Origin of the sequence: Paenibacillus sp. GM1FR (assembly GCF_002803315.1) — a bacterium.
Taxonomy (GTDB): domain Bacteria; phylum Bacillota; class Bacilli; order Paenibacillales; family Paenibacillaceae; genus Paenibacillus; species Paenibacillus amylolyticus.
In genome coordinates this window covers 646,388-666,706 of record NZ_MKZL01000011.1, presented here as the reverse complement: position 1 = coordinate 666,706, position 20,319 = coordinate 646,388, and the positions used below count along the sequence as shown (strand labels likewise).

25 protein-coding genes are annotated in these 20,319 nt (G+C 47.0%); 1 reads left to right on the top strand and 24 read right to left on the bottom strand.

All coding sequences use genetic code 11. The annotated features are described in order from the left end of the window. Positions 1 to 48: 48 nt before the first annotated feature. From bshB1 to PAEAM_RS08800, 5 genes are all read right to left on the bottom strand, one after another. On the bottom strand, positions 49 to 747 hold the full coding sequence (bshB1, locus tag PAEAM_RS08820; protein ID WP_100527239.1) for a bacillithiol biosynthesis deacetylase BshB1: 699 nt from the start codon (positions 745 to 747) through the stop codon (positions 49 to 51). Beyond that, on the bottom strand, positions 744 to 1,184 hold the full coding sequence (gene mgsA / locus PAEAM_RS08815; protein WP_017687735.1) for a methylglyoxal synthase: 441 nt from the start codon (positions 1,182 to 1,184) through the stop codon (positions 744 to 746). The genes bshB1 and mgsA overlap by 4 nt, the downstream gene beginning before the upstream one ends. An 11-nt stretch (positions 1,185 to 1,195) precedes the next feature. Beyond that, positions 1,196 to 1,999 carry a 4-hydroxy-tetrahydrodipicolinate reductase gene (gene dapB, locus PAEAM_RS08810; RefSeq protein WP_036607633.1) on the bottom strand — a complete coding sequence of 268 codons (804 nt, stop codon included), beginning with the start codon at positions 1,997 to 1,999 and terminating at the stop codon, positions 1,196 to 1,198. Between the two features lie 80 nt (positions 2,000 to 2,079). Continuing rightward, a complete protein-coding gene (locus PAEAM_RS08805; RefSeq protein ID WP_017687733.1) occupies positions 2,080 to 2,604 on the bottom strand; it encodes a tetratricopeptide repeat protein in 525 nt (174 codons plus the stop codon). A 50-nt stretch (positions 2,605 to 2,654) separates the two neighbouring features. After that, entirely contained in the window at positions 2,655 to 2,984 is a 330-nt protein-coding gene (locus PAEAM_RS08800; protein ID WP_017687732.1) for a nucleotide pyrophosphohydrolase, read from the bottom strand. Between the two features lie 171 nt (positions 2,985 to 3,155). On the opposite strand from PAEAM_RS08800, the gene PAEAM_RS08795 reads away from it, so the two are divergent. Then, positions 3,156 to 4,025 (top strand): YitT family protein, encoded by an 870-nt coding sequence (locus PAEAM_RS08795; RefSeq protein ID WP_036607636.1) that lies wholly within the window; start codon positions 3,156 to 3,158, stop codon positions 4,023 to 4,025. A 121-nt stretch (positions 4,026 to 4,146) separates the two neighbouring features. Here PAEAM_RS08795 and PAEAM_RS08790 read toward each other — a convergent pair whose 3' ends face one another. The 19 genes from PAEAM_RS08790 to trpD form a co-directional block, all read right to left on the bottom strand. Continuing rightward, complete coding sequence (locus PAEAM_RS08790) at positions 4,147 to 5,016, bottom strand: sporulation protein YpjB (RefSeq protein ID WP_165789863.1); 870 nt, start codon at positions 5,014 to 5,016, stop codon at positions 4,147 to 4,149. 66 nt (positions 5,017 to 5,082) lie between these two features. Continuing rightward, positions 5,083 to 5,709, bottom strand: a complete 627-nt coding sequence (locus tag PAEAM_RS08785; RefSeq protein WP_100527237.1) for a DUF1405 domain-containing protein — start codon at positions 5,707 to 5,709, stop codon at positions 5,083 to 5,085. 110 nt (positions 5,710 to 5,819) lie between these two features. After that, positions 5,820 to 6,704 (bottom strand): menaquinol-cytochrome c reductase cytochrome b/c subunit, encoded by an 885-nt coding sequence (locus tag PAEAM_RS08780; RefSeq protein WP_076209928.1) that lies wholly within the window; start codon positions 6,702 to 6,704, stop codon positions 5,820 to 5,822. Positions 6,705 to 6,725: 21 nt separating this feature from the next. Next, on the bottom strand, positions 6,726 to 7,397 hold the full coding sequence (gene qcrB / locus PAEAM_RS08775; protein WP_017687726.1) for a menaquinol-cytochrome c reductase cytochrome b subunit: 672 nt from the start codon (positions 7,395 to 7,397) through the stop codon (positions 6,726 to 6,728). 15 nt (positions 7,398 to 7,412) lie between these two features. Beyond that, a complete protein-coding gene (locus PAEAM_RS08770) occupies positions 7,413 to 7,955 on the bottom strand; it encodes a QcrA and Rieske domain-containing protein (RefSeq protein ID WP_017687725.1) in 543 nt (180 codons plus the stop codon). A 192-nt stretch (positions 7,956 to 8,147) separates the two neighbouring features. Further along, the gene (locus PAEAM_RS08765) at positions 8,148 to 8,570 is read right to left on the bottom strand and encodes a DUF2487 family protein (RefSeq protein ID WP_100527236.1); all 423 of its coding nucleotides are present in this window, start codon (positions 8,568 to 8,570) and stop codon (positions 8,148 to 8,150) included. A 153-nt stretch (positions 8,571 to 8,723) separates the two neighbouring features. Further along, on the bottom strand, positions 8,724 to 8,903 hold the full coding sequence (locus PAEAM_RS08760) for an IDEAL domain-containing protein (protein WP_017687723.1): 180 nt from the start codon (positions 8,901 to 8,903) through the stop codon (positions 8,724 to 8,726). Between the two features lie 23 nt (positions 8,904 to 8,926). Beyond that, on the bottom strand, positions 8,927 to 9,433 hold the full coding sequence (locus PAEAM_RS08755; RefSeq protein WP_100527235.1) for a gamma carbonic anhydrase family protein: 507 nt from the start codon (positions 9,431 to 9,433) through the stop codon (positions 8,927 to 8,929). 44 nt (positions 9,434 to 9,477) lie between these two features. Then, positions 9,478 to 10,596, bottom strand: coding sequence for a hypothetical protein (locus PAEAM_RS08750; RefSeq protein WP_100527234.1), 1,119 nt, complete (start codon positions 10,594 to 10,596; stop codon positions 9,478 to 9,480). A gap of 234 nt (positions 10,597 to 10,830) precedes the next feature. After that, a complete protein-coding gene (locus PAEAM_RS08745) occupies positions 10,831 to 11,430 on the bottom strand; it encodes a histidine phosphatase family protein (protein WP_100527233.1) in 600 nt (199 codons plus the stop codon). Positions 11,431 to 11,473: 43 nt separating this feature from the next. Continuing rightward, positions 11,474 to 12,109: an anti-sigma factor family protein gene (locus PAEAM_RS08740; protein ID WP_100527232.1), complete on the bottom strand. Its 636-nt coding sequence runs from the start codon at positions 12,107 to 12,109 to the stop codon at positions 11,474 to 11,476. Beyond that, on the bottom strand, positions 12,106 to 12,699 hold the full coding sequence (locus PAEAM_RS08735; protein WP_036607662.1) for an RNA polymerase sigma factor: 594 nt from the start codon (positions 12,697 to 12,699) through the stop codon (positions 12,106 to 12,108). The genes PAEAM_RS08740 and PAEAM_RS08735 overlap by 4 nt, the downstream gene beginning before the upstream one ends. A gap of 726 nt (positions 12,700 to 13,425) precedes the next feature. Then, on the bottom strand, positions 13,426 to 14,520 hold the full coding sequence (locus tag PAEAM_RS08730) for a prephenate dehydrogenase (protein WP_017687717.1): 1,095 nt from the start codon (positions 14,518 to 14,520) through the stop codon (positions 13,426 to 13,428). A 26-nt stretch (positions 14,521 to 14,546) separates the two neighbouring features. After that, positions 14,547 to 15,647, bottom strand: coding sequence for a histidinol-phosphate transaminase (gene hisC / locus PAEAM_RS08725; RefSeq protein ID WP_100527231.1), 1,101 nt, complete (start codon positions 15,645 to 15,647; stop codon positions 14,547 to 14,549). 86 nt (positions 15,648 to 15,733) lie between these two features. Continuing rightward, the gene (gene trpA, locus PAEAM_RS08720; protein WP_100527230.1) at positions 15,734 to 16,540 is read right to left on the bottom strand and encodes a tryptophan synthase subunit alpha; all 807 of its coding nucleotides are present in this window, start codon (positions 16,538 to 16,540) and stop codon (positions 15,734 to 15,736) included. Then, a complete protein-coding gene (trpB, locus tag PAEAM_RS08715; RefSeq protein WP_017687714.1) occupies positions 16,537 to 17,736 on the bottom strand; it encodes a tryptophan synthase subunit beta in 1,200 nt (399 codons plus the stop codon). Before trpB ends, trpA begins: the two co-directional genes overlap by 4 nt. Then, the gene (locus PAEAM_RS08710; RefSeq protein WP_100527648.1) at positions 17,733 to 18,434 is read right to left on the bottom strand and encodes a phosphoribosylanthranilate isomerase; all 702 of its coding nucleotides are present in this window, start codon (positions 18,432 to 18,434) and stop codon (positions 17,733 to 17,735) included. The genes trpB and PAEAM_RS08710 overlap by 4 nt, the downstream gene beginning before the upstream one ends. 35 nt (positions 18,435 to 18,469) lie before the next feature. Continuing rightward, positions 18,470 to 19,258: an indole-3-glycerol phosphate synthase TrpC gene (gene trpC, locus PAEAM_RS08705; RefSeq protein ID WP_100527229.1), complete on the bottom strand. Its 789-nt coding sequence runs from the start codon at positions 19,256 to 19,258 to the stop codon at positions 18,470 to 18,472. Beyond that, on the bottom strand, positions 19,248 to 20,288 hold the full coding sequence (gene trpD / locus PAEAM_RS08700) for an anthranilate phosphoribosyltransferase (protein ID WP_100527647.1): 1,041 nt from the start codon (positions 20,286 to 20,288) through the stop codon (positions 19,248 to 19,250). The genes trpC and trpD overlap by 11 nt, the downstream gene beginning before the upstream one ends. Between the last annotated feature and the right edge of the window lie 31 nt (positions 20,289 to 20,319).

Here is a 20,319-nt window from a genome sequence, read left to right as displayed (position 1 = left end):
TGGAATAATGAAACCCTTCGTTTCATTAAACGTAAAATGTGAAATCGCTTATTGGGCACCCGGGCCAAATTGATGAACCACGTAAGGTGTAATTGTAGCAAAACCTTCTGCAAACGGGATGAGACTGCGTTGTCCGAGCAAGGAATCACGGGCTCTTACACGTTCAATATACCCTTGATTCAATGGCGTCGAGACCGCTCCGTCTCTCAGTTCGAATTGGGAACGATAAGAGAGCAGTGATGCTTCTTTTTTCTCATAGTGTTCCGTAATATCGACAATCAAATCCGTAGGCCCGATGTCATTAATAAAGTAAAAATAAAGTTCCTTCACCTGCAAGGCAGGCATGTCCGGCATATAGTTGCGAAGCTTAGCGTTAAATACAGCCTCCTGCACAAGCTTACTGCAATTGACATGATCCGGATGACGATCTTCCCAATACGGAGCAAACACCATCCGAGGGGCATGACGCCGTATCTCAGCCGTCACCGCCTGTACATGTTCAGGCGTAAGATACAAGCCACGATCAGGAAGTCCCAGATTCGTTCGACACGAAAGACCGAGGACGCGGGAGGCTTGCTCCGCTTCCTCGGTTCTGCGCTCTACTGTTCCGTTGGAAGACATCTCAGCACGAGTCAGATCACACACGCCTACTTTCAAGCCAGCAGCGATATGTTTGGCAATCGTTCCACCCATACCAATCTCCGCATCGTCTGCATGTGCTCCAAAGATGAGAATATCCAGACTCATTCGGAATCACCCGAATTCAATCCAGCCTCCGGCTTGTACTTATGTACCAGCTCTCTCCAGGCAAAATCGCCACGATCCAGAGCCTTAACCAGAATCTCAGCGGTTGCGATATTGGTGGCAAGTGGGATTCCCTGCACATCACAAAGACGCAACAACGCATTAATATCCGGCTCGTGAGGTTGTGCCATCAATGGATCGCGCAAGAAAATAATCAGATCCATCTCATTTTGCGCAACCAAAGCTCCAATCTGCTGATCTCCGCCCAGTGGGCCTGATTCGAATCGGTGAATCTTCAGAGACGTTCCTTCCATAATACGAAGGCCTGTTGTTCCTGTAGAATATAATTGATGGTCCGTAAAAACAGGCTCATATGCCGTCACGAAGTTAACCATCTCTTCTTTTTTACGATCATGGGCGATAAATGCTATTTTCAACATGACAATCTCCTTTAGTCGATAAAGTGGTCAAATCCGTAGATCATTCCTGTATACTCCATAACCTTTTGCACACCAATCTTAACACCAGGCATATAACCTGCGCGTTCGTAGGAGTCATGCCGAATTTTGAGTGACTGTCCATAGTCTCCGAAAACAACTTCCTGCTGCGCGAATACACCAGGCAATCGTACACTGTGAATTCGGAAGCCATTGTAATACCCGCCTCGTGATCCTTCAATCGTTTCTTCCTCATTCGGATTACCTTGACGAAGTTCTTCCCGATTGGCAGCAATCAGTTCCGCTGTTTTGATCGCAGTTCCTGAAGGAGCATCCAGCTTCTGATCCCCATGATATTCGATAATCTCCACATTTGGCATATGTTTGGCAGCCTGTGCTGCGAATCGCATCATCAAAATGGCACCAATCGAGAAGTTAGGGGCAATAAGCCCTCCAATTCCTTTATCCTGGCACTGCTTGTCCAACTGTTCGATCTGCTCCGGCGTGAAGCCGGTAACACCCATGACAGGTCTGACTCCATGACGGATCGCGATCTCAGTATGTGCAAACGCGAATTGTGGTACTGTAAAATCAACCATAACCTGAGGTTTTGTTTCGGCAAAAGCCATTTCGATATCATCAGTCACCAGCACCCCACACTCTGGCAAACCAACAAGGGTTCCTGCATCCGTGCCTGCTCCGGAGCGGTTGACAGCCGCTGCAAGCTCCAATTCCGGGTCCTGAAGTACCAATTTCACAACTTCACGGCCCATACGGCCAGCCGCTCCGATCACGGCAACTCTGATTACTTCACTCATATTGACTGCATCTCCTCACTATGTTGGATCATATCGTAGAATCCATTTCAACTCGAAAGAAATCTTTGCAAAATGAATTCTTATTGAATGGATTTCATACGTTGCTTGATTTCCTGTAACATCTGATGCAGTTGCCCATTCTGCGGATCCAGCAAAATTGCCTCACGCAGCGCCTGAATTGCATAGTCAAATTCATTCAAATCACTGTAAGCCAGCGCAAGCATAACATGAGCTTCCACTGAGAGCGGATCAAGTTTGACCGCTTCTTGCAGAAGCGTAGACGCTTCCACATAGCGCTCCTGTGTTGCAATACCCGCCTGCTCCAACAGCAACTTCGCTCTGGAGGTCAATTGTTTTGCTTCCAACGTCTGCAGATGCAAAATATACTCTTCTGTTCCTGGCGACAATTCAACCGACTTGCGCGCATATTCAAGCGCTGGAACCAGATGTTTGCTACGGGCGTGTGTAATGGAACAGCGATAATATAACTCCGCATGTTTTGGATGAGCGTGAATGGCTGACTCGAACCAACGAATCGCCTGCTCAAAATCATTTTGCAATATACAGCGGTAAGCCTGCTGCATATATTCTTCCGGTTTCATCATTAAGCTGACCCTCCCCGATCGGGTGATGGTACAGCATATGTAATCTACGCCTAATCGGTGTTTTTGGGAGTCCACCGATTGGCATCGCGGGTGTTAAATTTATGCATGACTTTATCGTGCGCCTCAGCCAGATCAATTCCCAGTGAGTTCGCAAAACAAATCGTGATAAATAAAATATCTCCAAGCTCAAGTTCAATGGAATTGGCTGCTTCGGAAGATTTCTTCGGCTTCTCGCCGAATTCATGATTCACTTCCCTGGCGAGCTCCCCAACCTCTTCAGACATCCGGGCCAACATGGCCAGAGGACTGAAATACCCCTCCTTGAACTGGGAGATATACTGATCAACCTCACGTTGCATTTCTGCGATGCTTTTCTCCATGAGAACGGATTCTCCTTTGAAATGATGTCGTATTTGTTCCTAATAATATCAGTTATTTAGATTCACTTCCACCATCATCAGCGACAAATCATTTTTAAAGAATCAATAAACAGGTATACTAGATGGGAATGATTGCTTCTTCATTCTAATTTATCTACAGCGAGGGATCTTATGAGCACTGCCAAAACCTGGATACAAGTTAAACTGGTTCTTCCCATCGTACTGGGTACAGCCTTATATGCCTTTGGGCTCCTCTATTTCATTATCCCCAACCAGCTTATGGAAGGTGGCCTCACCGGGGTTACGGTGCTGATCAATTACGCTTTTGGCATCTCACCTTCACTTACAACCTTGATTCTGAATGTTCCCCTCTTTCTGATTGGGCTCAAAATTTTGGGCGGCAGACAGATGATCTATACGGGTATCGGAATCGGGGCACTGACCGTTTTTCTATGGTTGTTTGAGAAGTTGATTCATCTGGGCTGGATTGAACCATTACATACCGAGAATGACCTCCTGCTCGCAGCCCTATATGCAGGTGTCACCCTTGGAGCCGGCCTTGGCATTGTATTCCGTTGGGGCGGAACGACGGGCGGTTCAGACATCATTGCCCGTATTCTGAACCGCAAGTATGGATGGAGCATGGGCCGAGTATTACTGGGCATCGACTTTGTCATTATCGGGCTCTCTCTCATCTACATCCCCAAAGAAAAAATTCTGTACACGCTTGTAGCTGTATTCATCGCCTCCAAAGTCATCGACTTTATTCAGGAAGGTGCATATTCTGCCCGGGCATTCATGATCATTAGTGACCATGCACCCGAGATTGCGGACCAGATCACACGGGATATGGATCGTGGCGTCACCCTCATTCCAGCCATTGGCGCGTACTCTAAACAGGCCAAACACATGGCCTACTGCGTGATCTCCAGGCAAGAGTTCAGGCGATTGCAGACCATTGTACGTTCCATTGACCCGAGAGCTTTTGTCATCATCAGCGATGTTCACGATGTACATGGCGAAGGTTTCAAAGAAAGCTGATATAACACAGAAACTACAAGAAAACCTCTTTTTACATGAAGAGCCGTTAACGTGGCTATTCATGCGGAAAGAGGTCTTTTTTTATATACCACTTATACACCACGATTAAGTTCATGTTCTATTAACGTCGAAAAGGAAAAATCCCCTGCTGCTGTGCACGATATTTACGATATCCGGCGTAACTTAACGTCGCCACAATGACCGAACTAATGAGCAGCCCCGCTGCCCTGCGATCAGGACCCTGTACAAACGGTACAAAGGCACTCTCGTCCTTCTCGCGACCAAACAACTTGTTCACCAGTTCCTCCCCATGGCCAACCATGCTCTTTAATTGAGCCAGATCAGGTTGCTTGGCAGCGGTAAGCCCTTTGGTATGAGATAACCAGGCGTCTATCTGAGCAATTTCATACGGTTCACGGCGAATCAGTGCGGCAGGACGAATCGTCTCATAATGCTCCTCCAGAACGGTGTAGCGGTTTGCCAGTACGGCCGCAGTTTGCCCTTGATTTGTAGCAGCGGATAAAGCATCCAGATCGTTTTTCACGATTTTATAATACTGAAGCCATAAAGGCTTGGTTGGATTCGCGAGACTATCTGCTGCAAGTCTGAGTTTGGCAGAGGACTGCTGAAGAGAAGCATCGTCATTTTTCACCTTCACAACGGCTTGTTTCACTTCAACTATGGTTTCGGACAAGGCGTGAATGCCCTCGACTGTTGTTTGTCCCTCAAAGGAGATATGCTCCAGACTTTTACTGATACGCAGAATGCTTCCGCGCACTTCTTCAATATTATTCTCGAGCGCCTGCCGATACAATATGGCTGCTTCCTCATTCAGTTTTGCAATTGAATTGCTTGTGGACACTTGCTGATCTGAATTCGAATTCAATGCTTCACTTTGCGCGGATACACGATATGCTAAGTTCGTACACAGCATTAGAGCCATGAACGATACCACCAGTATGCCAGTTTTGATCCCAAACGTTCTCTTCATGGACATCCCTCCCACCACCAATGTATGGCGGGGGACAGTTCATTAGAACAAGCTCAAGATCGGATATCAGGTTCGTTTCGCCTGTCTTAAGGCCAGCCACGCGCACAGAATGCTTACCAGTGTCAGTCCGAATGTGAAATTACGCACACCATCTACATGATCATAGAGGGATGCGGGTAACCAAGGGTAAATATCATATGTATAATCCATCGTATCGTTCAACAGCGTCCAGAGACCTGCAACGACAAGGGAAGCCCAGCGGAAGCCGAAAAAGCGTACAAAAATTAGAGCTTCTATGGCCATCGCACTATGCGAAGCAATCAACATCCAGTCTTGCCAGTGCTGTGTACCGCCTTGCATCCAGCCAGCGAAAATAATGGATACGGCCCACACGCCATATTTCACAGATGTAACCACGGCAAGCGCCTGAATCACATGTCCGATCCGTTTGATAATGATGGACCGTGGTGGGTACAAGACCCATAACAACGCTAAAGTAAAAAACAAACTCGCTGTTGGGCTATCTGGCACAAATACGATCTGCCACACCGGCTGCTCAGCCAGCGTCAATTTCATTTGCTCTCCGTACCAGATGTATCCGTATACCGTTCCTACCGCATTACACCAAAATAATAGCCACAGGAAATAACGATTGGTTAGAAATTCCCTACTCCAGAAATACGATAAAGCCACATTCCCTGCCCCTTCCTTCATCAATATTGTGCACGATACAGTGCTGTCCAAAAAAACACTTCAAAAAACCTGACCGCATAAACGATCAGGTTTCATTGGTTATTTCGATTTTACTGTTCTGCTTTCTGTTTCGCAAGCCATTCGGTCAGATGAGTGATCTCTTCATCCGTGACACCTTGAGCAATAGCATTATTGTACTGAGGTTGCATTGCATTGTAACCTTCTTTGATAATGGTCAGAATCTCTTCCTGGCTGTGCTTGTCACCCACACCCCGAAGTGAAGGTCCACTTGCGCCCTTCATATCAGCCGCATGGCAGCCAATACATCCAGCCTTTTTGTACGTTTCCATTGCAGGATCATCCTGTTCCACGATCGCAACTTCTTCTTGCTGTCCAGGTGCATTGGAAACGGGTGGGAGCCCCTGTTCACGCCTCTCCAGCGCTTCTTCTTCACGTTGAATATGTTCAGGCTTCTGTCCACTTGCTTCCAACTCATGCTCGTAGTGCGTCCACGCTACATTTGTCAGGTAAAATACAGAAATGACCGACAAAATCATCAGTGATGAAGCAATCGGGCGTTTATAGAAACGCCGCTCCTTGCCTGTATCCAGGAATGGTGCCAGCAGCAAAGCTCCAAAAGCGACTCCGCTGACCCCCAGTACACCGAGCAGAACGTAATCGCCCGATGCGTATGGATACTTCAAGTACTGATACAGAAAAAGGAAGTACCAGTCCGGCATAGGAATTACGGATGCGCTCGGATTGGCCGGATAGCCCAAAGGTGCAGGTTCTGAGATCGTGAGAACCAGAATTCCCACCAATACAACGACACCAACCATCCATTCTTTCAGCAGGAAGTTGGGGATAAAGGCTTCTGATTTGCCGGGATACGCCGTGTAATCAGGAGGGGTAATGAATCCCGCCCCTTTACGGACCCGTGAATCACCGACAAAGATAACCTTTTCCTCATCATCCTTCTTATGTCCGTGAGCCATTGCGATTCCTCCCTTCTCAGTTTATAGTGGTCCCGAAATGCCCTGTCTGCGGATCATGATAAAGTGTCCGACCAGAAGCACCAGAAGCACAGCGGGGAGGAAGAATACGTGCAGGGCAAAGAATCGGGTTAGTGTCTGTGCACCAACAATCGTACCGCCTTGCAGGAATTCTTTAATAATCGGTCCCAGCCAAGGAACCGTATTGGCAATCTCCAGTGTTACTTTTGTTGCAAAATAGGCTTTGTTATCCCATGGCAACAAGTACCCTGTCAGCCCCAGGCCCAACATGACGAAAAAGATCAGCATGCCGACAACCCAGTTCATTTCACGCGGTGCCTTGTAAGAGCCTGTAAAGAACACACGCATCGTATGTAAGAACATCATTACGATAACCAGACTGGCTCCCCAGTGGTGCATGCCGCGAACAATTTGGCCGAAGGCTACTTTGGTCTGCAGGTACTCCACACTTGCGTAGGCATTGATAATATCAGGTACATAATACATGGTCAGGAACATGCCTGACAGAATCTGAATAACAGTAATAAAGAACGTCAATCCACCAAAGCAGTACACGAATGCGGAAAAGTGATGAGCCGGATTTACATGCTCTGGAACTTCATGATCCGCAACGTCCCGCCAGATTGGCGTGATGTCAAGACGCTCGTCAATCCAGTCATAGACATTTTTAAACATCTGCGTTCACGCCTCCTAATTCACTCGGGTGTTCGGAACAATGTCGCCCAGATATACCCAACCCTGCTCTTCCTTGACTACATACTCATCCAGCGGTTTGGGGGCTACGGCAAGATTCTTCCCTTCCTTGTCATAGTGCGCGCCATGGCAGGGGCAATGATACTCGTCAGGGTACTGCTTGTCACTATTCCAGCCTACTGTACATCCCAGATGTTTACAGATAGGTGAGAGTGCATAAATTTTACCCTGCTCGTCTTTGCGAATCCACGCCACTAACGATGCATTACTCAGATACCAACCATCCTGTTGTTTAAGTTCAAAGGTGAATTCTTGAGGCTCATTCGTAATTTTGCTGATTTCAGCTACTTTGACAGAGGTGCCTTCTCCCTTATGTTGCAAAATCGGGTCCACCGCAAAACGGACCATAGGAAGGATTGCACCGGCGGCCATGTAGGCTGTAGCTCCACCAAGCGTGTACGTCAAAAACTGCCTGCGTGACATCTCCATGCGGCTTGGCAATTTCAATGAAGCTTCGTGGTGGTCATGCTCACTGCTCATACTGTCTCCAACCCCCTTTTTCATCCAACTCTCTCAAACGTTTTCATTTTCATAAATTCCACGACTTACTAGAACATACATAATCATATAGTAGCCCTAGAACACCGTCAAGAATTTGTCACACATTTTTAAGGTTCAATTGTAAGCGTTATTAAAAAATTGTTGTAAAATTGTCACATTTGTCGCTAAAAACTATTTTTTCCACAACTCTCGTATCTTTTCCCCTACAAATCTCGCAATCGCTTCTTCTCCGACCTCATGAGTTAAGACGGACCGACTCAAAACCAGATCAGCAGCTGGAATTTCCATGCCATCCAAATGACCATCCGATGACATAATAACCACATATTTGAATCCTGAGGATTTAAGCTGTGCGGACAAGGAATTTAATGTCATTGACAATTCCGAATTAGCATAATGAAAGGCTGGATAAGTCATAATTCTCCCTTTGAAAGGAATTTCGACCAGATCCAGAAAATCTCTCAGCCGCTCCAACGCCTCGGTAGCTTCAACTGGCGACTGCTCACCGCTAAGAGCTGTGTATGGAATAAGGCATGTATCCAGATAGAGTTGCAGTTCAGCCCAGCTGTCTTGAGTCATCTCACTGAATTTCAATTCCCTATATCCCCTCTCTATCCATTTTATTCCCATATTATATATGACTATATCTTATAAATCCAGACATTCATTTCGGAATTACACATATCAAAAAAAGGAAACACGCATCTGCGCATTCCCTTTTATCTCAGAAAGGAACTATTTTGCTAATCAGTTTATGGTCCTCAGTTCATCCGTCAGACTCCGGAAAGCTACTTCGTCTCCGGTAGCTAACGCTTTATCGATTTCCAAATAGAGCTTCTCGCTGCGCTGTTTGCGAAGCGCTTCGTCCCAAACCATCTCAGCTGCCAGCCCCAACATGACTTCATACGTAACTTTCATTTTATCCAATAGGATGCACCTCCAAAACGGATTTAAGAGCTCCTATATTCTTTTCCTTTGTTAACATAACCCAGTGAAGTTCTGGACATCCGCTCCAGATCAGCATCAGTCAGCTCACGTATCACTTTGGCAGGTGTTCCCAAAGCAAGAGTATAGGGCGGAATTTTACTATTCTCAGTAACAACAGAACCGGCTCCAATCAGCGTATATTCGCCAATATCGGCTCCATTCAGCAGAATGGCTCCCATGCCGATTAATGATCCTGTTCCAATACAACAACCATGAATGATCGCTGTATGTCCTACTGAGACATCATCTCCCACAATCAAAGGTTGATCAGTATTGACATGCCCGACAACGTTATCTTGAATATTACAGCGCTTTCCAATGATAATAGGAGCCAAATCAGCCCGCAGGACTGCATTGAACCAGACGGAAGACTCTTCTCCCATTCTCAAATCACCGATCAGTTTTGCACCTTCAGCCATATATACCGAAGGGTGTAACTGAGGTTGTAGACCTTTGTATGGAATTATCATTATTATCACTCCTTAATTTGGGAGTGATTTTAGCAACTTGTCCTTCACTTGTCAAACAAAATAGGTGTAATGTCTCCGGAGATGGAGCGACAGGATGCAGCAAGACGTGTGCCCCAGGCTGTCATTTGTATAGTCCTGCCTTCCTCATGTTCTCCAATACGGATCATGCCAAGATGCAACATCATTTTAACAATTCTGTTATCATAAATGGCCTCAGCCGTATCATAGTAAAACGGCTGAATGAACGGACCGATCTGACGAAACAGCGACTCGGCGGTTGACCATTCTTGGGCACATTCGCCTGTCCAATACACAATAGAGGACAGATTGGGAATAGCACCTTTATACAATCTTAACCAAAACCTAAATAGCTGTATCATTTCGGCTGTTTTCTCAGCTCCCAGCTTGTCTTCTCCAGCTGGTGATAACTTCAGCGTGCCTTGCTCCTCACGAACCAGCCGATGGTGAAATGCATAGTCGTAGAGAAGTGCAAAACGATCCGGGTAATCCTTGAAGGAACGGCCATATCCGAATCTCCATCCACCTTTGCCCACCAATTCCTCACTAATGTGCAGATGCTCCATAATCTGCTGTTGAGAGCGACGGTACATCATGCCTTCAGCGTTAAGGGCAATTTCGTGCTGCTGGACAAACTGCAGGAACAACTTGAGATCATCCGCTAAGAGATGATATTCATCCCGATACATGGGTGGCTCCGTTGTTTTGGTAATCCCTGCTCGCAGATGTGTGGATAACACATCCCTGAATCTTAATTTCAGATCCTGGGGTACCTGATACAAATACCTGGTCTGCTGCGTTGTCCCATTGAACAACCATCCACTCTTATTGAAGCGAACGATGAGATCACGTGGACTTGCGCCAGCCTCACTCTCCTTTTTGTCCATCGATTGACGGGCTATGGCAATGAGTTCTTCCATACCATAATACTGGCGAGGATCAAACAACAAGTTGTTCAAAAAGCGCTGATCTGCTTGATTCAGTTGACGTACCTGCTGCTCAAAAAAGGGTCTGCTGCCCAATGTAGTGAGAATACTCTGGATGAGTTCATGTTTGGAATTGGGCTTGCATTCACATTGGTAATAGTCTGCTATTCGATTAAGCTGGCCAATATCGGCAAAAGTAAGCATATCCGCTAGATTCATGGGTCCATCGCCTCGCCCGTTAACTACTTCGACTGCTGATTCGGAGCCTGAAATAGTTTGGTTTTGTAAACATCGTTGACGGAATTCCCATAATCTAAACCTCTTTTTGGAAATCTTTTATGTTTTAAACCATACTATGCCCCGAGTTGGTCAATCAGAAGAAAAATGAGAGTTTTGAAATCATATACAGTCTTTATTCCCCCATAAAACGCAAAAAAAACAACCCAAGTTGGATTACTCAGGTTGTTTCGCTGTGTCCAAAGATAGATGTCGTGTGCAATTATATAACAGTGGACTCCAGTCATCACGTTCCTTTTCCAGGATCGTCAGTGACAGGTTTCCAATGCGTTCTGTATACCGATCTTTAAACAAAGCTGTTAACAGGTTGGCTAAGAAAGCTCCGTGAGTGACAATGAGTACGTTTTGGTCCGAATAGGCAGACCATAGATCTTCCAGAAACGCCAGTGCACGAATCTGGATATCCGCTATCTGCTCCTGTCCCAAGTCCAATGTCTCCCAGGATTGGCCCCAACGGGCAACCCGTTCTTCTGAAGTCAGACCTTCAATCTGACCAAAAGCCCTTTCTTTCAACCGTGCGTCTGGCTTGAGCAAAGGTACATTCAACAGCTTGGAGATAATCTCCCCTGTTTCCTGTGCCCGCGATAATCCACTTGTGATGATATAGTCCCATTGGTATTCTTCCGTCAGCAGACGTCTTCCCAGGCGCTCTGCCTGTTCACGACCTTCTCCATTCAGAGGAATATCCGTCTGACCCTGTATACGGCCCGCCGCATTCCAGTCTGTAAGACCGTGACGAATAAGCCCGATTCGCACTTACATCCCTCATTTCTCCACACGGCGAACGAAAGGTTATTACCTATGCACTCGCACCTTGTTTGCGTTTATTCGTTGTTCGATGCATACGTCCAAGAGAAAATAACGCCATTCCTATTGCAAGTAAAGAGAGGGCCATCCAATACTGCGGATAAGCAGGTCCCATGCTCACAACAAAAGGCTCTATGATACTTCCTCTGTCCGCTCCAGTCATGTTGTACTGATACATTCCAGAGGACGATGGTCCGCTTCCGGCAACCCCTGTCTCCAGGATACCCGTAGTAACAACTTTGGTTTGCTCAGCTTCTGATACGTCTGGCTTAAACATTACCATATACAGAAAGCTGCATAAAAAAATAGCCAGGAACGCGGCAATCCACAAAGACATATGCTTGCGGATCACAGCAGAGAAACGATTAACCTTTACCTCTTCCGGCAGTAACCATGGAGACTCCGCGTAGATCCGGTCCATAACGTTACGGTTCACTCTCTCTGCTTGTTGTTCTGTCACTGGAACCGGAATGCTGTGCAGCAAGATCTGAGCTTCTTCCCAGACCTCAAACTGCTCGGAGCACTCTTCACAACCAGCGAGATGAGCATGAAATGCAATCCGCTGAGGATGAGTTTCCGGCAAGTCCCAGACCAGTGCAAACAGTTCCTGGGCTTCATTGCAATTCATCGGTTCTTCATCCCTTCATATGGCTCGTACACCGGTTCGAAGAAATAAGGTTCCAATTGAGTTTTTACGCTTGATCTTGCTCTGAATAATAGCGATTTCACAGAACTGACGCTCTGCCCAAGAATATTCGCAATCTCTTGGTAGTCTAGTTGATCATACTCACGGAGTATAATCGCAGAACGCTGCTTCTCCGGCAAATTGTTAATCGCATCCCTAACCAGCATCACCCGCTCGCTGCGTAGTACAGCATACTCCGGTGTATTCTCCGAAGGAGCAACGGGAACAATCCCGCTCTCTTCAAGTGGGACATTTCCGCTGCGCTGTTTGCGAAGCTCACTCAGTACCGTATTTCTCGCAATGGTATATAACCAGGTTGAGAATGAGGCATCCACCTCACGGAAAGAGTGCAGACTGCGGAACGCCTTATAGAAAGTCTCAGAACAGAGATCTTCCGCAAGCAGCTCCATATTGGAACTTTTCAACATATGATATACGAAAGCCAGTATTTTACGCTGATAACGACTCATCAGCTCGGAATATAACTCCAGGTTACCTTCCTTGATCTCTCGAATCAACTGGGAATCCGTCATTTGAGTGCGACCCCTCCTCGCCCATCCATGTGCTTCTCCCCGTTCGACTCTATCCATGTATTACCGAACAGGCACAAAAAAGTTGCGGTTCTCACCGCATATAAAAAGCGTTCAGCGCCATAACTGGCCTTCCCGCCAAATTCCCCTATGTAATGGCAATTTCCCCAACGTTTCTACATTAACAGTATTTATTGTACAACGGTCTGCATCATCCTGGCAAATCCATTGGCATCCACAAAACCCGACCTGTCATTCATATGCGGTCATTTTCACGTTCATGACTTCATTTTGAGCCTTTTTGGTAACCCTTGCTTATATAGACGGACGATATACTGAAAAGGTTACAAAAATGTGATATTTATTGGATCTAAGGTATCCTAACAGATTAAGGAGGGAGATGTAAATAGAGGATGTAAGTTCAAATGTAACTATTAACATATCAATGCCTTTCCCATAACTTTTTAAGACAAAAAAAAGACCGCTTACATAAGCGGCCATTGCTCACGTGGAGCAATACAGTTATTGGATAGGAGTGGAGAGAAACCATACTGTACCCTTATTATATGTATACGTTTTCATTTTGTCAACACTTTCAGTAAAATTGTTTGAATTAATTATATCTTTCGGTAAATCAGGATAATACATCCTTTTTTTCTGTGACTGAAAATCACATAACAACTCCAATATAACCTCACAAAAAAGAGGGCTTTCGCCCTCTTTCTCGTCTTATATCCACACTTGATAGCCTAAGGAATCCAATAACGTCTTGGCTCGTTCCATATCTTCTTCCTGACGGAAAGACAGACGCATAATGCCCGGCACATCCACCCGGTTTTCGATAATCTCCAAGTTGCTCAAGTTGATATCATTCGCCCCAAGCTCAGTTGCGATCTTACCGATCATACCCGGTGCATCCTGAACATCAGTATATAGATCAAATAACGGCGAAATCATGCCTTTGCGTCGTTCTGGTAATATACTGCGGAACTCGCGGGCCTGACGGAATGCCTCCTCTATACCTTCACCGTTCTTATGTTCCAGCATATCCGTAAAGGCCGTCATCTGGCTATTCCAGTCCTTTAGCAAGCCCAGCAGTACATCACGGTTGCTAAGCAAGATATCTCTCCACACAATCGCATCACTGGACGCAATCCGGGTAATATCCCGAAAACCACCTGCAGCCAGCATTTTATACAGTGGATTCGACTCATTATATTCACGCACCTGATTCACAAGCGCAACAGCAATAACATGTGGCAGATGACTAATCGCCCCCACGATGTCATCGTGCAGCAGAGGCTCCACACGCACGATCTGTGCCCGCGTATACGCAAGCAGCTCAGACAACCTGCTGTAGGCTTCCTCAGGTACATGTTCTGAAGGGGTTAAGACATAGTATGCATTCTCAAATAACACGGCTGAGGCCGCATCTACGCCTGCACGCTCCGACCCCGCCATAGGGTGACCACCAATGAAGTAAGCGTCAGTTAACCGCACATGCTCGGCACAAGCGGCAATGGAAGCTTTAGTGCTTCCTACGTCCGTGATGATACATCCTTTTTTCAATGGCAGCTTGGAGAGCTTTTCGAAATAGGATTCAAGCAAACCTACGGGAACGCACAAAAAAATAAAGTCGGCATCCTCTACCGCTTCTTCCAGAGAGAGCGTAGCATCATCCACTACACCGCTCGCTATGTACTTGTCCTTCAGTTCATCCAAGTGGGCGTAGCCCATCACGGTTACATCTGGCTTGCCTTTGAAGCAGAGCGCCAGTGAACCGCCGATGAGTCCTACACCAATCATTGCAATTTTTAGTTTCATGGGTCCTCACTCTTTCATCGCCAGTATTAAGGGCGTGCTACCGCCTTCTCAGCCAGCGTGTTCTCCAGTGCCGTGACAAATACACGGTTCTGTTCTGATGTTCCGACGGACACACGAATGTAAGTTGGGTATACGTTGAATCCTGAGCGAACGATAATGCCTTGTTTGAGCAAGGATTGGAACGCATTTGCCGAAGGCATATTCAGGTCAACCATAATGAAATTACCCTGTGAAGGGAAATACGACAATCCGAGACGTGCAAATTCATTTTGCAGGTAATCCCGATCCGTTGCATTCCGCTTCGAACACTCTTGAACAAAATCCTGATCCAGTAGTGCAGCTTTTGCCGCAACCTGTCCAAAACGGGAGGTGTTAAACGGTTCACGTACACGGTTAATCAAATCAATAATTTCGGGACGTGCAACACCATACCCGATCCGGAGCGAAGCCAAACCGTAAATTTTGGAGAATGTCCGCAGTATGACCAAGTTCGGATACCGTTCGATCAATGGTATACTTTGCGGATATGCTTCATCGGTTACGAATTCATAATAAGCTTCGTCCAGTATGACCATCACATGAGCAGGCACACGGTCCATAAAGGCTGTAAGTTCCTGCTCGGAGATAATCGTACCTGTCGGATTATTTGGATTACACACCCATACTGCTTTGGTTTTGTCGTTAATTTGCGCGAGCATCGCGCTCAGATCATGCGTGCCATCTTTCAGAGGCACTTCGATGGACACGGCACCCTCAATATCTGCATTGCTTTTATATACAGAAAATGTCTGATCTGCCATGATGGTCTCGTCACCCGGCAAGAAGAAAGCTCTCGTAATCAAAGCAATAATCTCATCGGAACCACAACCAAATATTAAGTTGTTCCGTTCAACGCCAAGATGCTTGGCAAGAACTCCCGTCAGCTCAACCGAGCTACCGTCTGGGTATATGCTTATATTAGTCATTTCTCTCGTAATGGCTTCCAGGGCGGCAGGAGAACTGCCGTACGGGTTTTCGTTGGAGGCCAGCTTGATGACTTGTTCAAGCCCCAGTTCACGTTTCACTTCTTCAATCGGTTTGCCCGGCTGGTACACAGGCAGATTGACAATCTGGGATTTCGGTTTCAACCCGACCGCCTCCTGTTATTGAAATAATGTTAGACACGAATCAGCGTGCACCTTACGTGTCCAAAAGATGTCCTTTCAGGACATCTCTATCCCTTTAATTGTGCCACAAAGTTGCGAATTTGCAACAGTCCCGCTGCACGCGTATCCGGATTTTCAAGCAGAGGAATCGCATCTTCCACCTGACGAACAATGGCACTACCTACTACAACGCCATCGCATATACGGGAGAAATGTGCCACCTGCTCATGACTGGAGATACCAAAACCTACCGCTACTGGGAGGTCTGTCAGACTTTTCACCGTCTCAATAAAGCTCTCTACGCCATCAAAGAAAGAAGCTCTCTCTCCGGTTACCCCAAGGGATGATACACAATAGATAAAGCCACTCGCGCCCGTTACAATCCGCTCAATCCGGGCATTAGATGTAGGTGCAACAAGCGGCACCAGATGCACACCAGCACGATTTGCGCGTTCTCGCATCTCTTCCGCTTCCTCAATCGGCAGGTCCGGAATGATCATGCCACTAATATCGTGTTTGACCAATTCATCAAAGAATACATCCAGGCCTGTCTGCAATACCGGATTATAATAGGTGAACAGTACAAACGGCAGTTTCACACCTGCCTTACGAGCATTTGCAGCGGTTTCCATAACAGTACGAATGGTAATCTGGCTCTTCAGCGCACGTTCGGAAGCGCGCTGAATGACTGGGCCATCTGCAAGCGGATCGGAATAGGGAACACCCAGTTCCAAAATGTCCGCTCCAGCCTGTTCAAGCTCCTTGATGATATCAATCGTTGTATCCACATCCGGGTCTCCCACGGTTAAAAATGGAATAAGTGCCGTGCGATTCTGTTCCTTCAATTGCTGGAAGGTCTGGTCCATCAGATTCATCCCAAGTCACCTCCCGTGTATTTCATGATGGATTCAACATCCTTGTCTCCACGTCCCGACAGACAAATGACTACAATATCATCTGCTGTAAGTTCAGGCGCCAGTTTGACAACTTGAGCTACCGCATGTGCAGACTCCAGAGCAGGAATGATTCCCTCCGTCCGACATAGGAGTTGCAGGGCATCCAGTGCTTCCTGATCCGTGATCGGTACATATTTTGCCCGTTCAATATCCTTGAGATAGGAATGCTCCGGACCAACACCCGGATAATCAAGTCCGGCCGAGATGGAATGCGCTGGCTGAACCTGCCCATACTCATCCTGCAACAGGTAACTCATAGATCCCTGGAATACACCATGCGTGCCTTTGGTCATCGTTGCAGCGTGATACTCGGTTTCGACCCCTTTGCCTGCGGCTTCAACACCAACAAGCTTCACATCCTGATCACCGATAAATGGATAGAACATACCGATCGCATTACTTCCTCCACCAACAGCGGCTACAATTACATCCGGCAAACGCCCTTCGATCTCCTGAATCTGACGACGGGTCTCATCACCAATCACACGTTGGAAATTCCGCACCATCATCGGATATGGATGAGGACCAACCACTGATCCGAGCACATAGAATGTATCCTCCACATTGCTGACCCAGTAGCGAAGCGCTTCATTACCAGCATCCTTCAGTGTCCGTGTTCCCGACGTCACCGGAATCACTTCTGCTCCGAGCAGCTTCATCCGAAATACGTTTAACTGTTGACGCTCTGTATCTTCTTCGCCCATAAATACTTTGCATTCCAATCCAAGCAATGCGGCTACGGTTGCCGTTGCAACGCCATGTTGACCTGCACCCGTTTCGGCAATAACTTTCTTTTTGCCCATCCGTTTGGCAAGCAAACCTTGTCCAATGGCGTTATTAATTTTGTGCGCGCCTGTATGATTGAGATCTTCACGTTTCAGATAAATTTTCGGCCCGCCCAATCGGCGTGACAATTGCTCTGCATGGTACAATGGCGTTTCACGTCCAGAATACTCGCTTAGCAGATAGTTCAGTTCCTTGTTAAATTCCTCATCTTCAGAGAAGTGGCTATATGCCTCCTCCAACTCTATGAGTGCGTTCATTAGTGTCTCAGGTACAAAGCGGCCTCCGAAGTGACCGAAACGCCCGTGTTGATCCGGCAATTGATGTGTCATGCCTGCTTCACCCTTTCTACGAATGCTGTAATTTTGGCAATATCCTTCACACCTTCAGTCTCCACGCCGCTGGATACATCGACGCCGAAAGGTGCATATGTCTGTATTAGTTGTTGTATATTGTCCGGCTGCAAACCTCCTGCAACGAACAGAGCAATTCCGCGACTTTTTGCCCATTCAGCATAGGCAGGGATTCGCTCCCAGGCAAACGTTTTCCCGGAGCCCCCTCCATATAGAGGATCATGGGTATCAAGCAATATCGCATCCACGTATTTATCATAAGTATCAAGAGCCCTTATGGCTGCATCATCAGCTTCCGGTCCCGTTTCATCTTTGGGAAAAGAAAAAACTTTGAACACTGCGGCATTCCACCGCTGCTTCACCTGCTGGCAAAATTCCGCAGTCTCCTGTCCATGCAGTTGAATAACATCCAGCTGAGCAATGTCCATAATGTGTTCCAGTTCTTCGAGCGTAGGATTCACAAATACACCCGCAAGCTTCGGCCGATCATAGGCAGACCATTCGAACAACACCGTTCTTAATGCAGCAGCCTGCTCGGGTTCGATTCGGCGGCGTGATTTGGCAAAAACAACACCAATGTAATCCACAGGCAAGTTTATCATCGATTTTAGCACTTCAACGTCCTGAAGTCCACATATTTTTACGGCCGCTGGCAGCGGGTTTCTCAGTTCTGACATACTGTCGCCTGTGCCATCGTGTATGGAAGTATTCATCATTTGGGCCCCATCAGATCATATACAGCCGCCTCGACATCATCCTTGCGCATGAGATGTTCACCTACGAGAATACCATGAACACCGGCCTGGATCAGAGGTACTGTTGATTCTGGTCCGTCAATACCACTTTCGCTAATCAAGGTAACGCCACTTGGAATCAATTCCGTCAAATCCAGTGTCGTGTTCAGGCTGGTTTCGAATGTTTTCAAATTACGATTGTTGATGCCCACAAGTGTTGCCTGCGGAATCTCCAATACCTGCTCCAGTTCTGTTCGATCATGGACTTCAATCAAGGCATCCAGCCCCAAACTTTTGGCAAATTCCAGATATTGACGAATCTGTTCAGGTGTCAGAATACTGGCAATCAGCAATACCGCGTCCGCACCCAGCAATCTTGCCTCGGCAATCTGTCGTTCATCTATAATAAAATCCTTGCGCAAGAGCGGAATGTTCACCGCTTGATGAATCGCCTGCAAGTACTCATTGCTCCCTTGAAAATACGACACATCTGTTAATACGGAGATGCAGTCTGCACCTGCTCGTTCATAAGCGGCAGCAATCTCTACCGGATGAAAATCCGGACGGATCAACCCTTTGGACGGCGAAGCCTTCTTCACTTCAGCAATAAGGCCGAGTTTGCGATTGCGTCCGCTTGATAATGCTTTTTCAAACCCCCGAGTTGCGGGTAGTTGTTCGATTTTTTGGATAGCTTCATCCATGTTAAATGTTTGTGCAAGAACTTCAACTTCTTTATGTTTGGTTGCAACGATTCGATCAAGATACATGACTATACGCCTCCGTTGTATGAATTAACTGTTCAAGCTTCCCGGCAGCTTTGCCCGAATCTACCGCTTCTGCGGCAAGTGTCACCCCTTCAGCAATGCTATCTGCAAGACCGGATACATAGATGCACGCTCCGGCGTTCAACAGAACGACATCGCGGTAGGCACTCTGCTCACCCTGGAAGATCCTCTTAATAATTTCGGCATTCTGTGTCGCATCTCCTCCAAGTACCGCTTCAAGCGGATGCAGAGACAAACCCATATCACGTGGATCAATATCATAGGTGTGCACTTCACCATTGCGAAGTTCAGACACCTGAGTTGGTGCCGAGATACTGATTTCATCCAGACCATCATGGCTGGCCACAACCAACGCTCTTTTGAGACCAAGACGATTCAGTACTTCAGCAATCATCGGCGTCCGGGAACGATCATACAGGCCAAGCAGTTGGCGATCTGCTCCCGCAGGATTCGTTAACGGTCCGAGCATATTGAAAATGGTACGAACCCCCAGCTCTTTTCTTGGTCCTGCTGCATGTCGCATGGAAGGGTGATATACCTGGGCAAAACAGAAGCAGATTCCGATATCATCCAGACATTGTCTGGCCTGCTCCCCGTCCAGATGGATATTTACACCGAGTGCCTCTAATACATCTGCACTACCCGCTTTGCCTGAAGCTGAACGGTTGCCATGTTTGGCGACCCGAACCGAGACGGCCGAAGCAATGATCGCGGATGCTGTGGAAATGTTGAATTTGTGAATACCCGATCCACCTGTTCCACACGTGTCCAGCAAGCCGCTACCATCCGTTAGAATTCGTCCGCCCTGACCACGCATGGCTTCAGCAAAACCGGTGATCTCATCTACCGTTTCACCCTTCATCCGTAGCGCCATCAGCAAACCTCCGATTTGAGCCGGCGTTGCCTCACCTTTCATGATCGAGTACATCAAATCTCTTGCTTCGGCTTGCTCCAGATGGCTGCCCTCTAGAATCTTCGCCAGGCCATTTTTCATGCCTTCCTCACGAGTAATCTCAGCAATAGGGGTTACAGGGTTCTCATTC